The 14,370-nt window shown below is 54.1% G+C and carries 11 protein-coding genes; 6 read left to right on the plus strand and 5 right to left on the minus strand.

Annotation, left to right across the window (positions count from 1 at the left end; all coding sequences use genetic code 11):
- The first annotated feature begins 714 nt into the window (after positions 1-714).
- Together K239x_RS06890 and xerC are read left to right on the plus strand one after the other, a co-directional pair.
- The gene (locus K239x_RS06890) at positions 715-960 is read left to right on the plus strand and encodes a hypothetical protein (RefSeq protein WP_145417046.1); all 246 of its coding nucleotides are present in this window, start codon (positions 715-717) and stop codon (positions 958-960) included.
- Positions 961-1,110: 150 nt separating this feature from the next.
- A complete protein-coding gene (gene xerC / locus K239x_RS06895) occupies positions 1,111-2,013 on the plus strand; it encodes a tyrosine recombinase XerC (protein WP_145417047.1) in 903 nt (300 codons plus the stop codon).
- A 7-nt stretch (positions 2,014-2,020) separates the two neighbouring features.
- Here the strand turns inward: xerC and K239x_RS06900 are convergent, their stop codons facing one another.
- From K239x_RS06900 to K239x_RS06915, 4 genes are all read right to left on the minus strand, one after another.
- Positions 2,021-2,518, minus strand: a complete 498-nt coding sequence (locus K239x_RS06900; protein ID WP_419189758.1) for an ATP-dependent metallopeptidase FtsH/Yme1/Tma family protein — start codon at positions 2,516-2,518, stop codon at positions 2,021-2,023.
- 154 nt (positions 2,519-2,672) lie between these two features.
- Complete coding sequence (locus K239x_RS06905) at positions 2,673-3,344, minus strand: TIGR04283 family arsenosugar biosynthesis glycosyltransferase (RefSeq protein ID WP_145417049.1); 672 nt, start codon at positions 3,342-3,344, stop codon at positions 2,673-2,675.
- Positions 3,341-4,480: an LptF/LptG family permease gene (locus K239x_RS06910; protein WP_145417050.1), complete on the minus strand. Its 1,140-nt coding sequence runs from the start codon at positions 4,478-4,480 to the stop codon at positions 3,341-3,343. Before K239x_RS06910 ends, K239x_RS06905 begins: the two co-directional genes overlap by 4 nt.
- Positions 4,481-4,673: 193 nt before the next feature.
- Positions 4,674-5,411, minus strand: coding sequence for a tetratricopeptide repeat protein (locus K239x_RS06915; protein ID WP_145417051.1), 738 nt, complete (start codon positions 5,409-5,411; stop codon positions 4,674-4,676).
- 229 nt (positions 5,412-5,640) lie between these two features.
- On the opposite strand from K239x_RS06915, the gene K239x_RS06920 reads away from it, so the two are divergent.
- The 4 genes from K239x_RS06920 (at position 5,641) to K239x_RS06935 (ending at position 12,435) form a co-directional block, all read left to right on the plus strand.
- The gene (locus tag K239x_RS06920; protein ID WP_419189759.1) at positions 5,641-7,257 is read left to right on the plus strand and encodes a serine/threonine protein kinase; all 1,617 of its coding nucleotides are present in this window, start codon (positions 5,641-5,643) and stop codon (positions 7,255-7,257) included.
- 207 nt (positions 7,258-7,464) lie between these two features.
- Positions 7,465-8,217 (plus strand): hypothetical protein, encoded by a 753-nt coding sequence (locus K239x_RS06925; RefSeq protein ID WP_145417053.1) that lies wholly within the window; start codon positions 7,465-7,467, stop codon positions 8,215-8,217.
- 222 nt (positions 8,218-8,439) lie between these two features.
- The gene (locus K239x_RS06930) at positions 8,440-10,911 is read left to right on the plus strand and encodes a TolC family protein (RefSeq protein WP_145417054.1); all 2,472 of its coding nucleotides are present in this window, start codon (positions 8,440-8,442) and stop codon (positions 10,909-10,911) included.
- A gap of 213 nt (positions 10,912-11,124) precedes the next feature.
- On the plus strand, positions 11,125-12,435 hold the full coding sequence (locus tag K239x_RS06935) for a hypothetical protein (protein ID WP_419189760.1): 1,311 nt from the start codon (positions 11,125-11,127) through the stop codon (positions 12,433-12,435).
- A gap of 15 nt (positions 12,436-12,450) precedes the next feature.
- Here K239x_RS06935 and K239x_RS06940 read toward each other — a convergent pair whose 3' ends face one another.
- Positions 12,451-14,208, minus strand: a complete 1,758-nt coding sequence (locus tag K239x_RS06940) for an NAD-binding protein (protein ID WP_145417056.1) — start codon at positions 14,206-14,208, stop codon at positions 12,451-12,453.
- Positions 14,209-14,370 lie beyond the last annotated feature (162 nt).

Consider the following 14,370-nt stretch of genomic DNA (forward strand, 5'->3'; position numbering starts at 1 on the left):
GAATTATTTCCGACCCTTCTTTGCGGCTCAGCGTTCGGGGTCAGGCCGCTGTTCCATCTGCGTTGAATGCCATCCGCGTTGTGTGCGATCCGCGTTGAACTGGCGTTGGCTTCAAGCTCGGGCAGTTCTGCTCCTAAGAATCAGCCGTGGGCCGTAAGGCACCGGGACTTGATCGCTGTCGGCTGAACTTTTGGTTGGTTCTGCTCTACAGGCTTGACGGTGTCTCTCGCCGCAAAAAAATAGCCGCTTACCTGGCACGGTTCACGCGAATAGTTGATGAATCGCAAGTCAGTGAATTCTTTCTGCAGCGGCCACTGCATGGCTCCGAACGCATGTCTCGTCCGAATCTCCTTGAGAGCAAATTTGCGTCGCGCAATCTTCAACTTGATGCAGTCAAACACTGCCAAGGCGACGGGCTATCGCATCATCAAATGGACAGGTCATGCGCACGTGAACACTTGGCGCGATTATCGATGCGGTAGCAGTCGTGTGACTCGTTTGCATTGTCACTCGCGACAACAAGAAACGATCTGTTCAGACACACCAACAGCGAAACCGATCTCAACATCGAACGAAAAACCGTCCGATACAAACACCAACAGCGATTCGATCGTTCAGCCAACATGCTGATCGTGACTCGATAGGATTTCCACTCGACGGGATTTCCAAGCGAGAGTCATTTTCCATTAATCAATATTCAAGCGGTTCCCATCAATGGACAAAGAGATCAACGTTCTAGCATTGGTCAAAGGCGAAGAAAGATTTATCTTTCTGTTTGATGACGACAACCGTGATGAAACCTTGCGTCAATTAGCGAGGTTTGCTGCGGATCCTGAGTTGGAATTTACCTGGTACGACGCCGCAATGCTGAGTCGAAAGATTCGCGATGCAGTCCCCAGCGACGAAGATCTACTGGCCAACGATGAATTTGACAGCCTTTCGATTGAGGACTTTCATTGATCCGTTGACCTATCTGCCCAGGCTTTCGTTGTAGCGGGAGTCGTCAAGCTTTTGATTCGCGTTCGCCTGCTATCAAGAGTTTGACGATTTCCGCTGCTTCGTTTTTCTTAAGAGCCTTTGTCAGTTTCTAACGATTTGGACAGTTTCCCGATGCGAAGTTCGATAGCACAGTTTCTGAGATACTTGGCGACCGAACGTAACGCTTCGGATTTGACGATCAAAGCCTATCGCGAAGACCTAATGGGGTTAGTCGATTGGCTAGAAGCGACGCGCGGCAATGTGCCGCATCCCAGTTCGCTGGCGCCTCAAGATCTGCGGACTTTCCAAGCCGCGTTGCAAGAAGCCGAGTACGCTCGCACGACCATTTCGCGAAAACTGGCATCGCTGCGGAGCTTTTACAAGTTTTTGATGCGCGAAGGCATTGCTGCGTCGAATCCCGCAAAGCCTTTGCGAAACCCACGGCGTCAGCGAAAGCTGCCTCATGTTCTGAGCAATGACGAAGTCGGGCGGCTATTGGAAGCACCACCGCGCGAAAGTATCGCTGGACTGCGAGATCGTGCGATTCTGGAAACGATGTATTCCGCGGGCCTGCGTGTCAGTGAACTGGTGGGCTTGCGCGAACGGGATGTGGATTGTGACGAGCAAATCATTCGTGTTCGCGGAAAAGGTCGTAAAGAACGCATCAGTCCGCTGGGATCATATGCCATCAAGGCCGTGGATGCCTATTCTCGCAAACGAGTTCGCAGTCCCAAGGCGGAATCGCTTGGGCGAGATGCGCCCATTTTCGTCAATCGCTTTGGCAACATTCTGACGACCCGCAGCGTGGGGCGAATGCTGGAAAAATACATCGCGTTGGCGGATCTCGATTCGCGGACCAGTCCCCACACACTGCGGCATAGTTTTGCGACGCATTTGTTGGATCATGGCGCTGATATCCGGAGCGTACAAGAATTGTTAGGCCACAAGAGTTTGGCGACAACTCAGATTTACACTCACGTTAGCGCTGCGAATCTGCGGCAGGCGTACGAGCGAGCGCACCCGAGAGCCAACTGAGACGATTTCATTTCGAGCGATTTGCTTGATTGAAAAAGTGTCGCACAGCACGTCCGCTGACGGTCGACTTTTCGATCAGTTCTTCCGCGATCCAGCGGATTGCTTTTTGATAGATCTCGTCTTCCAAGATGTAGTGGGTTTTGTCGATCCAACGTTTGATCAATCGATCGAATTGACGTTGGTTGCCAAAACTGCTGCCCAGACGTGATTCGGCCAGTCGTTCGACCGCACGGAGGTCCTGCGCCGCTCCGGCGGTGCAATACTTGCCTGTGAAGTGCGACTCAGCAACCATGCCGGCCAGCAAGATTATCGCTTCGTCTTCTAGCCAGTCTTTGGTTGATTTCGTGCGTCCTTTTTGAATCTTGCACGCTCCCAGCCGAGTCCCACCAAATTGCATCTTGCCGGGAACAATCGTTACCTTTTCGACTGGTCGCCCGAGCGAAAATGCCATCACGGCGTGGCCCGCTTCGTGATACGCCGTGGCATTGAGTTCTTGATCAGTCATGGGCGTTTCGCATTGTGCAGATCGCATTGTGCAGAGATACTAAGCGAGTCACTAGAACTTGGATCTTACGTTCAGGCAACTGGACCGGATTGAGCGGCGTTCGATTCTTTTAATCGAAGATGATGCCATCAGGTCGAACCTTAACGCCCGTTGATCAGCGATACCACTTGCGCAGTCGCTGGGGCGAAACGCCGCAACGATGCGCCAGTTGAATTTTCCAGTTGCGTAGTGTTTGTCGAACGACGCCGGTCTTTTGCCAGCGTCTGGCACTGATTGTGATGGGGCCTGGCAAAAATGTCGGTTTCGCAATTCGGCGCATCAGTTTTGAAAATTGCACGTCTTCCATCAGTGGGATTTCGTCAAAACCGCCTTGCTGTTTGTAGGTGCTACGCCGAACAAAAATTGCTTGATCGCCAAACGGTAGGCCACGCCATTTGACTCGGAGTGCATTGCCCTTTTCTAACAGGCGGAACACGAATCGGTCGGAATCAATCGATTGCCCAAAGGCACCCCAGACGACATCCGTGCACAGGCAGATTTGCTGCAAGCAGTTTTCGCTCAGCCGATTGTCGGCGTGGAGAAACAGGACGTATTCCTTGCTGGCGAAAGTGGCTCCCGAATTTAGTTGGGTTCCACGTCCCGGCAACGAGCGAATCACCTTGGTTGCACCCGCTTCGGTGGCGCGAGTCGCCGTCGCGTCTTGACTGCCACCGTCCGCGACGATGACTTCGGTTGCCCCGGCTGCAAATGCACTTTGGATACAGGCCCCGATTGAATCTTGTTCATTCAGGGCTGGGATCACGACGGAGATGTCGCTCGGATTCATACCGTTTGGACGTCGCGTAGACGCACATAGGCAACCGGTCCAATGACAAGCAGTGGCACCCAAGCCGCAATCGCGGGCGAAATTAGATAGCCGTTTCCGCCCATCACGCTGGCGAACGTTTTAAGCACAAAGAAGAACAGGACGGTCAGGATCGCAAACGCAATCATGACGAACATGTTCCTTTGTCGTCGGTTGACCACCAATGGCAAGCCCAGCAGAATCAATGCGAAATCCAAGGGCAGGCGGACCACTCGTTCATGCAGCATGACGTGCAAACTGGTGCTGGTACGGACCGCCGGATTGCGAACCCGCGCGGCCAGTTCGATCACCGATGATAGTTTGGTGGACGACTGATCTTTAGACAGCAGCTGTGGCGAAATGGTCGTGGCGACGAAACACTGACCCGGTGAGAGCCAGTTTTGATCGCGGCTAGTAAGCAGGATTGCACGTTGCTGGGTGCCAATCGACGGTAGTTGGTCGATGTTTTGCGGTCGCTTGACTCGGTCCAATAGATAGCCCGAGGGATGCTCCGGAGTGGTTTCGATCCAGACGGCTTCTTCCGCCATCATTAGATCTCCGTAGCCTTGATAATCGCCGTAGAGACGAAAGCTTGGTTGGATGATCGTTTGTGTTTTCGGCACCATCGCTTGTCCTTCAAACAAAATGCCGCTGGTTTTATCGTACTCGGGCAACACCGCCACTTCGGCGATTCCTTTGACGTTCTTGGCTTTCATGTCCAAGGCATCGCGCAGTCGTGGGAGTGCAAGTTCGCGTATTGCCAACTGAGACGAGATGATGATCAGCGAGGCGATGATCATTGGTTTGAAAATGCGACCGTGAGATATTCCGGCGGCCAGCATCGCCGTCAGTTCGCCGCTTTTACGTAGCCATCCAACAACAAACAGCAACGCCAGCAGCGTGATGATGGTGCCCGTCATGTCAAACAGCAACACCATGTAGGGGCCGTAGAAACGCAGCATGACGGCGAGCATGCCGTCTTGTTCGCGTCCGAGTTCGACGAAGTCGTCCATTTTTGTAAAAGCATGAAAGACGACAAAGATGCCAGCGATCGAACAGAAACAAACAAAGACTGTGCGAAAGAAGAGCAGCAGGATGTAGCGATCGATCTTCGTCACGTCGTCGTCACGTTTTAGGGAAGCAATAGGCCATCACAGTGATTCAGCCCTTTGTCCCAAGTTCCCCATTCCCGCGGCAAGCCCATTCCAGCTTTGGTTCGGTCCGGCGACGAGCACCGGTATGAGACCGTGCCCACCAATGCAGAGCATTGCGAGTGAAACTGAGTTTCACGACCGACTTGTTCCACTTAATCTACTTGGATTTCACGAACGCTCGATTGTCTTGAATCGCTGCAAGCATTCGCCGGGCCTTTTGGTCGTGGGGCTGATTCTGCAAATAGAGATTGAGTTGTTCGATCGCAGCATTCCGATCGCCGGTTGCGAAATGCGCCATTGCCAGGGGAAACCCGACGCGAGCACCCAACAGCTTCGCCTGCGTCAGATGCTTGACCGCTTGCTTGGATCGCGCCGAACTGGCCAAGAACAGACCGTATTGTTGATGTGCATTGGCGGCATCAGGTTTCAGCTGGATCAATCGCTCGAAGTATTGGTCGGCTTTGGACATCGAACCGGCAATATCAAGATGATGAGCCATTGCATTGAGCATCGCGGATCGCAAAAGCATTCCGCCATCTTTTTGATCAGGTTGATCCAAGGTGTCAAAGAACACCGACAGTTTGGTGGCGTCGTCGCGAGCCCGTGCTTGGTCCTGTTCGTTTGCAAATCGCGTGGGGTAACTTGCCGCGTGGCGATGCAGGTTATTGAGCACTTCGTCCAGCCGTGGCATGTTCAATCCGTGGCTGACCTGCCCGTCAACGCTGGTCGACTGCATCAAAATGCTGGAGAGACGAATCGAGGGATATGGCGGTATCGGCGATCGAGTTTGCGAGGGGGCATCCGCCAAGTCAGCTGCCCCGGACCAAGATGCCAGTAGGCACACCAAAACTGCAGCTGGCAAGCGTTGACTGACGGACAAACAGATGGAATTCACAATAAGCTGCCCTGCCTGCAATAGAGGGAATGGGGGATTCTGAACTTATCGCCAATCGCTCTGGGGTGCGTAAAGGTCAGTGATCGTCGCCGACGTACTTTTGACGCCGCATTCTTTCGACTCCGCAGTCAGACAGCACCGACAGGCAATGTCTTGCTGCCGCTCTTGCGGGCGATACCAAAGGGCAACGCCCGTTATCCCGACGGTTGGATCGACTATATTGCTCGGCATGAGTTCCCCGACAGCAAACAACAGCGATGGCACGCCTGATTCTGGCAAAGAGGACGATTTAGATCCGCTCGATTCGATCATGGCCGACTATTTGCAGCGGATCGAAGCGGGCGAACGGCCCAATGTCGATGCTTATTTGACGGCCCATCCCCAGTATGCGAAAGATTTGAAAACCTTTTTTCGCAATCACCATTGGTTGGGGGATACTCCGGAAGCCAAGGCTTCTTCGTTGATCGGTACTCAAATCGGCCCCTACCAAATTGATTGCGAAATCGCGCGTGGTGGAATGGGCGTTGTCTACCATGCACGGCAACAAGGGCTGGAGCGTCCCGTTGCTTTGAAACTGATCTCCAGTGGATTGCTAGCGGGCGAAGAGGAACGCAAACGCTTTCGCATCGAAGCCGAGGCCGCGGCGAGATTAGATCATCCGGGGATCATTGCGATTCATGAAATCGGATCCTGGCAGGGCTACGAATACTTTTCGATGACGTTGATCGAAGGTCCCACACTTCAAAAACGCGTCGACGACAACCAGTTTGATGACGCCGAATCAGCTCGAATCGTCCGCGACATTGCTCGCGCCGTGGGCTACGCGCACCGAGCGGGCATCGTGCACCGAGATTTGAAACCCGACAACATCCTGCTCAGTCATGGTGATCATCCGCTGGTCACGGATTTTGGCTTGGCCAAATGGCATCGCGAAGGCAGCATGATCACGCGGACGGGCCAAGTACTGGGGACGCCCAACTACATGAGTCCCGAACAGGCGTGTGGTCGCGGGGACGGCGATGCGGGGACGGATGTGTACTCGTTGGGAGCGATTTTGTATGCGCTATTAACCGGGCAACCGCCGCACATTGGTCCTTCGGCAGCCGAAGTACTGCGAAGTGTTTTGCAAGATGAACCGGAATCACCACGCAAGATTCGCCGCGAAGTTCCTTTGGATCTGGAGAACATTTGTCTGAAGGCGATTCGCTACGAACCGCACGAACGGTATGCTACCGCCGACGCGTTTGCCGACGATTTGAACCGTTTTCTAGCCGGCGAGGATACTTCTGCTGCTGCCAGCGGATTGATCGACCGAGTGGCGCGAGAGATTCGGCGAGATCAGCACGAAAGCGTCTTTGGTGCGTGGGGGCAAACGATTTACGCGTTGGGCGGCATCATTTTCTTTACGCATCTGATCATCTTCATTCTGGATGCGATGCAGCTGCCACGCTGGGCTGCTTACTGGACGCCACGTTTTACGATGTTGGCGACCATTGCGATTCTGATCTATTGGGTTCGCGGCGGTTCGCTTCGTCCGCGAACGGTGGCCGAACGTCCCGTGTGGTCGATTTGGCTCGGCTACTTGGCCGCGTTGGGGGTTGTGAATCTGCTTCTTGTGATCGGTGGCATTGATCGCGACGCGTTGTTTCCGATCGCTGCGGCGCTGAGTGGTTTTGGCTTCATTGCGATGAGCGGCCATGTCTGGGGTGGATCAGCGATCATTGGCATCGCATTTTTGCTGGTCGCAGTTCTCAGCGCGTTTTTGATGAATGTGGCGCCGTTGTTGTTCGGGACGATGTGGTTGATCAGCCTAGTCACGTTGGGGCACCATTATCGCATGCGCTAAGGGCACGGATCGTCCTAGGAATCATTCGGTACAACCCGAACGCAAACCCGACGACCGCCGTTCCATCCGTCTTATTCGTTCGCCAATTTGTTTTGCGGAGGACTTCCGACGATGACATCAAAACCGGCGGCGAGGATGGCAGCCGATGAACACTAAGGTTTTGCGCGGATTTACTCCGGCGTGAAACTCTTCCCGAAGGAGCGAACGATGGTCCGATGCACTGCTGGTTGGTTGGTTTTCAGTTTCACAGCTGTTTGGATGTTTCAGCCAGCGATGGCGCATCACCCAGACCGTGAACGCCAGACGGTTCGCCCGCGGGGCGATTTGATCGGGCCACTGGGCAACAATTTCCGTCCCTCGTATCGCCGCGAACTCAATCGTCCGCGTTTCCTGGCCGGGAAACTGGCCTACGCAATCGCGCCGACCAGCCAAGAAGCGATTGCCTGGCATCACGCTGACCACGAAGGGGCTTACGCAAATGACGCGTGCCGCATCGAAAAGCGATTCATGTACCCCAAACCTTGGGAAGCGCTCAAAGTCGGGCCCCGGCGCACCTCCCAGATCGATCAAAATGCCGCGCTGAAACCAATGGCTCAAGGGCAGGCTCTTCCGCTGGCGCCGGGAAATTACGACGCGAGCAATGGCGATACCGATCCGATGGCTCTATCGGATGACGAAGACAACGCCGGCAATGACCAGACTGACAACGATTCGCGGACAGACGCGGATGAAAAGGCAGACAACACGATTGTCGATTCGCCCCCTGAAGAAGTGGACACGCTTCCAGAGCCGCTTTCCTCGCCATCGGATCTTCAGCCTGACGATGGTTCCTCTGCCGAACTGAATGCTCCGCCATCGGCCACTTTGGATGCTCCCCGGCAGTCGCCGCGTGAAGCGATCGGCAGTGGTTTGCAAAGGATCAAAGAGCGTTTGAAAATCAGCGGTCCAGCGAATCAGTAGCAAGTCAGAAAACTAATTGCGTTTTTTTGAGATAACCGGCAAAGTTTACCCAGAACCGCGCCGATAAAACACTTGGGCGAGGATTCGGCTGACAGATGCGAGACTCACGTTTCACATCTCAAAGACGATTCCTCGAAGGGGGGCTTTCCAATCAGACTGCTCGTGAAACTTGCCAAGCGTTTTTGGCGGGTCAAGCGGCGGCGACTCAGGGAAGCCTAGAGCATGAACCGCTCGTTGTTTCGCATTACTGTATATCTGCAACTCGGGATGATGATCCTGTTGGCGACGGGCTGCGCCCCGACTCAACCGTTCTTCATGAACGAGTCGCCCGACCTGCAGCACTATCTCAACACTGCGACGTCCATCGAATATCCCGATGTGAACATCGATTCGTTGGCGGAAACGACGCAGTCGATGCGCCCCCTTACTATTGGCAATCACGACTACCAGTTCTGGGACGTGACCCTGGAAGAGTGCGTTTCGATCGCATTGGCCAATGCAAAGTTCTTTGTCACGACCAGTGGCAACGCCGAGTCGCGTCAAAACATTGCTGCTCAATTCGTCAGCGGAACGGCAGACCAGTTCGGCAGCATCTATGACGTTCCGGTCCAGCAATCAACCACTCAGTCGGTCCCGCTGACAGTCGATGGCAGCGGCAACCGTTTGTTGCCACGAAACGTTGTCCGAGCTAACCAAGTCGGCGGTGTCGAAGACGCTCTGGCAGAATTTGATGCTCAGGCAAGTGGCTTTATCAACTACTCCACCACCGACCGTCCTCAAAACGTTGGTATTGGCAACACGATCAATCCGGTTGAGTCTCGGACTCAGAACATGACGCAGCAAGCCGCGATCAGCAAACGCGGTGCAACGGGTGGCGTTTTCACTTTGCGTCAACAAATCATCTATTCCGACAGCAACGCTCAGATTTCCAACTTCGGCCGTTCAGTCCCAAGCGACTACACCGCCGTTTTGGAAGCACAGGTTCAGCACCCGTTGATGCGAAATCGCGGCACACTGATCAACCGAATTCCCGTTGTCTTGGCCAGCCTGAACGAAGATATCTCGATCGCAGAATTTGAAGCACAGGTTCGTAACTTGGTTCGCGACGTCGAAAACAACTACTGGGACCTGTATGTCGCGTACCGAAATGTCGCGACAACCACCATCGGTCGCAACAGTGCGATCGCTACCGCCCAGTTTGCACGTTTGAATCTGGAAAACGGCACCGGCACCGTTCAAGAACTGGCACAAGCCGAAGAACAGTACTATCAATTCCGGGCTCGCCTGGAAGGCGCATTGGCGGGATCCAACTTGGATGACCGATTCGGCGTCTACGGTCGCGAACGAGCACTTCGCGAACTGATGGGACTTGCTCCAACCGACGGGCGTTTGATTCGTCCGATCGATGAACCTTCGGTCGCTCACGTCGAATTTGATTGGTGCGAATCGGTTGCTCAAGCGTTGTATCTGAGCCCCGAACTACGCAGCAAGAAAGTTCGCATCAAGCAAAACGAACTGGAGCTGATGTCAGCCAAAAACCAGATCTTGCCAGAAGTCAATCTTTCGCTGTTGTACCGCGGCGTCGGTGTCGGCGACACACTGGGGCCTCCCAATGGAAGCGATGTTCGCGAAGTACAGCGTGGGAGTAGTGCACTAAGTAGTTTCACCAGCGGCGACTACCAAGAAGGTGCGATTCGTTTGGAAATCACGCCTCCTGCTTTCGGTGGACGCCGAGAACTGGCTCGCATTCGCAATGCACAACTGCGACTCGTTCGCGAAAAAGGATACTTGCAAGAGTCAGAGCGACTCTTGGTCAGTCAGCTAAGTGATGCGGTTGCAAAAACGGCGACACACTACCGTTTGATGGAAACGCATTCGCAGCGTTGGCAAGCCGCCGAACGCGAAGTCGAAGCACGATTGGCTGAATTTGAAACTGGTCGCAGTCCCGTCAACGTCGTTCTGCAAAGTCAGCAGCGAAAAGCCGACGCACAAGTCGCGTACTACCGAGCCCTGGGCGAATACAACAAATCACTGAACTACGTCGACTACCTCAAGGGCACGATGCTGGTTAATAGTGGCATCACATTGGCCGAGGGGCCTTGGAATTCCAAAGCCTACTGCGACGCATTGGAGCGAGCACGTGAACGAAGTGCTGGCAAAGAAATGCAGTACGGTGTGACCCGGCCTAGTGTCGTCCGCACGGGACCGGTTCGCGATGCAGCCGGGGCCTTGGACTTGATGGCTCGTCAAAAGCCGACACTCGGTCAAACCATCGGGGCAGGTCTTGCACCTGTGCAGCAAAGAGACATTCAGCAGTACTCCGACGAAATCATCCACGAACAAATTCCTTCGCACTTTGGATCCGAAAGTCTGCGTCGGTCCGAGCCAGCCATCATCGACAGTGTGCCACTGAGCGACATGGGCACGCCTCAGGAAATGTTCTCGCCAAGCACGACCGACGTGCAAATCGAAAACATCGTGCCAGACGAAATGGAGCTGGAAGACATGCAGCGTCGAACGATGCCTCTCGGGAATCCGACGATCCAGGGTACTGGCGAAAGTATCTTGAATGCTCCTGCGGTCGAAACCGTCTTGCCATCAGAAGGACGAGTGGACCAGGTCAGCTATCAGGCGGGAGACATCGGTGTTGAAAATGCACCGTCACCAGTCCGCCGCCGTCCTCTGCCTCGTTAATAGGTCTTCGGACCAAAGCACCAATCCATCCGTAGGGCGGAGGCATTGCGAGGGTTACCCATACGCGTCGGGAACCCTGACCCTCGTACACGAACAGCTCGAGTTGCATCTGCAAGATGCCTCGAGCTTTTCGTCGTTCGAATCGGCGGCGGATTTGTTTCAGCGCGAGCAGGGTTTGCCTATACTGCATAAATCGATTTCAGCTGGCCCTGCTTGCCATTCATCACTCTGACAACCGTGGACCTGATGTTCCGAATGATTGTGGCTGCAGCATTGATGATGGCAAGCCAAATTGCAGTGGCTCAACTGTCGTTTGATCTTCCACCCATCGAATACTCCACCACCGCGCCGACGGATCCCGTCGCCAAGCTGAATGCGAAAGTCGCGAGCGGCGATTTGGTTTTGCAGCGAGATGCCAAATTTGGCTACCTGCCAGCACTGCTTGAAGTACTTCAGATTCCGCTTTCGTCACAAACGTTGGTCTTCTCCAAAACCAGCATGCAGCGGCATCTTATTTCGCCGGCCAATCCAAGGGCGATCTATTTCAACGATCAGACTTACGTGGGTTGGGTACCGCATGGCGAAGTCATCGAAATCTCGTCGACCGATCCGATGTTAGGCACGACCTTTTACACGATCGAACAGTACAGCCCGCGTCGGCAAATGCGAATTTCCAGGCGGACAGAACGGTGTCTTTTTTGCCACGCGTCTAGCGACACCGGACGCGTGCCTGGATTGTTGATGCAAAGTACTTACACGGATCTTGATGGACACCGCGTGATGCCCGTCGATTCGATCTGGCCGAAATCCAGTGGCCCACTCCAGACGCGTTGGGGTGGGTGGTTTGCAACAGGGACACACGGACAACAATCTCACCTGGGTAATTTGATGATCGATTCGGGCGACATTGTTACCGATGACATCGAATTGAATAACGGCAATGTAAGCGAGTTGTCCAAGTGGTTTGATGTGACAACGTACCCGTCGCCGCACAGTGATCTGGTCGCATTGATGGTGCTGGAACATCAAGTCACGATGCACAATCGACTTACCGATACCAACCATCGCGTGCGTCATTTGATTCGTTCAGCAGAGATCACAAATCAAGAACAAGGCCGCGTTAAATCGTTTTTGACGGCGGAAGAAATCATCATGATCGATCAACTGGCCGAAGACTTGGTCGATACGCTGTTGATGGTTGGTGCATTGAAGTTCAGTGAGCCGGTCTTAGGCAGCAGCCAATTCGGCAAAGAGTTTTCCGCGATTGGGCCGGTTAGCGCGAAGGGCAAATCGCTGCGAACGCTCGATTTGCAACGTCGCTTGTTTCGATACCCTTGCAGTTATCTGATCTACAGTGATTCGTTTGCTGCTTTGCCAGAGCAAGTGAAAACGCAGTCAATCAAGCGTCTTGCCGCGGTGCTTAACGGTGTAGATGTGCGGGAGAAATACTCGCATTTGTCCAGCGAAGATCGTGTTGCGATTCGGGAGATTCTGCGCAGCACAAAACCTGAATTCGCCCTTTAGGCTCCAGCCGTCTGCTTAGTCCAACGTGGATAGAGAAAGCAGGTCCAGTTCGGTTAGCAACGCGTCGATCTCGATTTTTAACTGGTCTCGTAGCTTGGTTATCGCGGGCCAATCGGAACCGCTATCGGCTTGTTCCAGTTTCAACGCTGTGGCAACGGCATCGGTTGCACCGACTACCATCACGGACCCCTTCAGCGTGTGTGCGACACTTTGCAGGCCAAAAGGATCGTGTTGGTCGATCGCTGTCGAGATCTCTTGCATCAACGAGGGCGTTTCTTCGTGAAGGACGACGACCAAGTCGCGCAGCAACTTTCGGTCGTTGCCGACGTTTTCCAAAGCAATTTGCAAATCAAACGATGGCGTGGTCCTGGCATTGGGGTCAGGGACGGTCGGTTCCTCGTGTGCAAAATTGTTGGTGAAAACCTCTTCAATCTGTTCCAACAAGGCAGCACTCTTGCTGGTCTTGCGAATGCAAAGGTCCGCGCCAACCTGTTTTCCACGCGCCGAAAACTCAAAGTTGTCTTGGCCGGAGTACAGGATGATGGGAATCGTCGATAAGCGACGCGTTTGGCGAATCGTCTGACAGACTTCAAATCCGTCGCGACCGGGCATGTTCACATCCAGCACGATCAAATCAGGTTCGCGTGAATTCGCCAGTCTGACCGCTTCGTCGCCAGTCGCTGCTTGGATCACATCGTGCCCAGCGGCAGAGAGTTTTCGCGAAAAAAGCAGCCGCAATGCGCGGTGGTCGTCCGCCAACAAAATCGTCTTTCCAGTGGGCGGTTTATGAAATGTCTCGCCGGATTCGTTGACTTGTCGGATCAGTACCAAGGCATCGTTTTCGCGGACCTCGGTACCACTTGGGCAAGGTTTCAGCACGCCTTCGTCACGCCGGATTCCCGCAATCCCGATGGCTTCGTTAGCCAGCATGATCGCTGCGGCCGTGGTCGGTTCGCTGCGATGATGTCGATAGGTTGTCAGTTGCAAGCCCATCACGCTATTGGTCGTCAGCAACTTTTCGGCATCGGGCAATTCGCCGGCTTGCTGCTTGATCAATTGGGCAATTTGTTGTCCGCCCAATTTCATCGGTGATACAACGATGTCAGCGCCGGCACGTAGGATACGGTCTTCCACTCCCGAATCCTCGCCGCGCGCGATGATCAGGATTTTGGGATTCAGTTCACGGGCAGCCAAAGCGATGAAAAGATTGTCCGCGTCATCGGTCAGGATTGCGATCACGCCGACGGCGCGTTCGATGCCGGCTTCTTTTAGCGACGTGTCGGCGGTCGGGTTACCTGTCACCGACGCATAGCCTTCGCGCGAGATGGCGGCTTTAGCGGTTTCGTCGTTGGTAATGACCACGAACGGGAATTGTTGATCGCGGAGTTCGCCGCAAATCGCGCTGCCGATTTCGCCGTAGCCACAAACGATGTAATGATTTTTCATGCGACTGATCCTTCGACTCATCTGCTTTCGAGTGATAACGCCGACGCCTTCCAATTCGCTTTGAATGATTAGGCGGGCAAACTGCGTGGCGAACGCAACCACAGCGCCGAAACCACAGAAGACCAACAGCACCGTGAAATACCGGCCGGGCACCGACAACTGGTGGACTTCGTCAAACTGAGTGGGGGTGATCGCCGTGACGGCCATGTAAAACGCGTCGCTGATCGAAATGTTGTCTTCGATCACCAAGTAGCCCATCGTGCCGAATGTCAGGATGGTCGCTACGAATACCAAAATCGGCAATAGGTACGAGGCCGATTCTTTCATGGTTGGGCGAGATGAGGTTGAAGGTTGCGTAAGGAAGTAGGGAACGAACTGCCATTCTAGTGAGAAACCCGCCCGATACGATCGGTCCAATTCGTTATTGGCAAAGCCGTGAGATGGGTTCGCATCCAGGCCTGGAGGCGCAGCAAGGTCTAGCGAGTTGTG

The organism is Stieleria marina, from assembly GCA_007741555.1.
Lineage (GTDB): Bacteria > Planctomycetota > Planctomycetia > Pirellulales > Pirellulaceae > K23-9.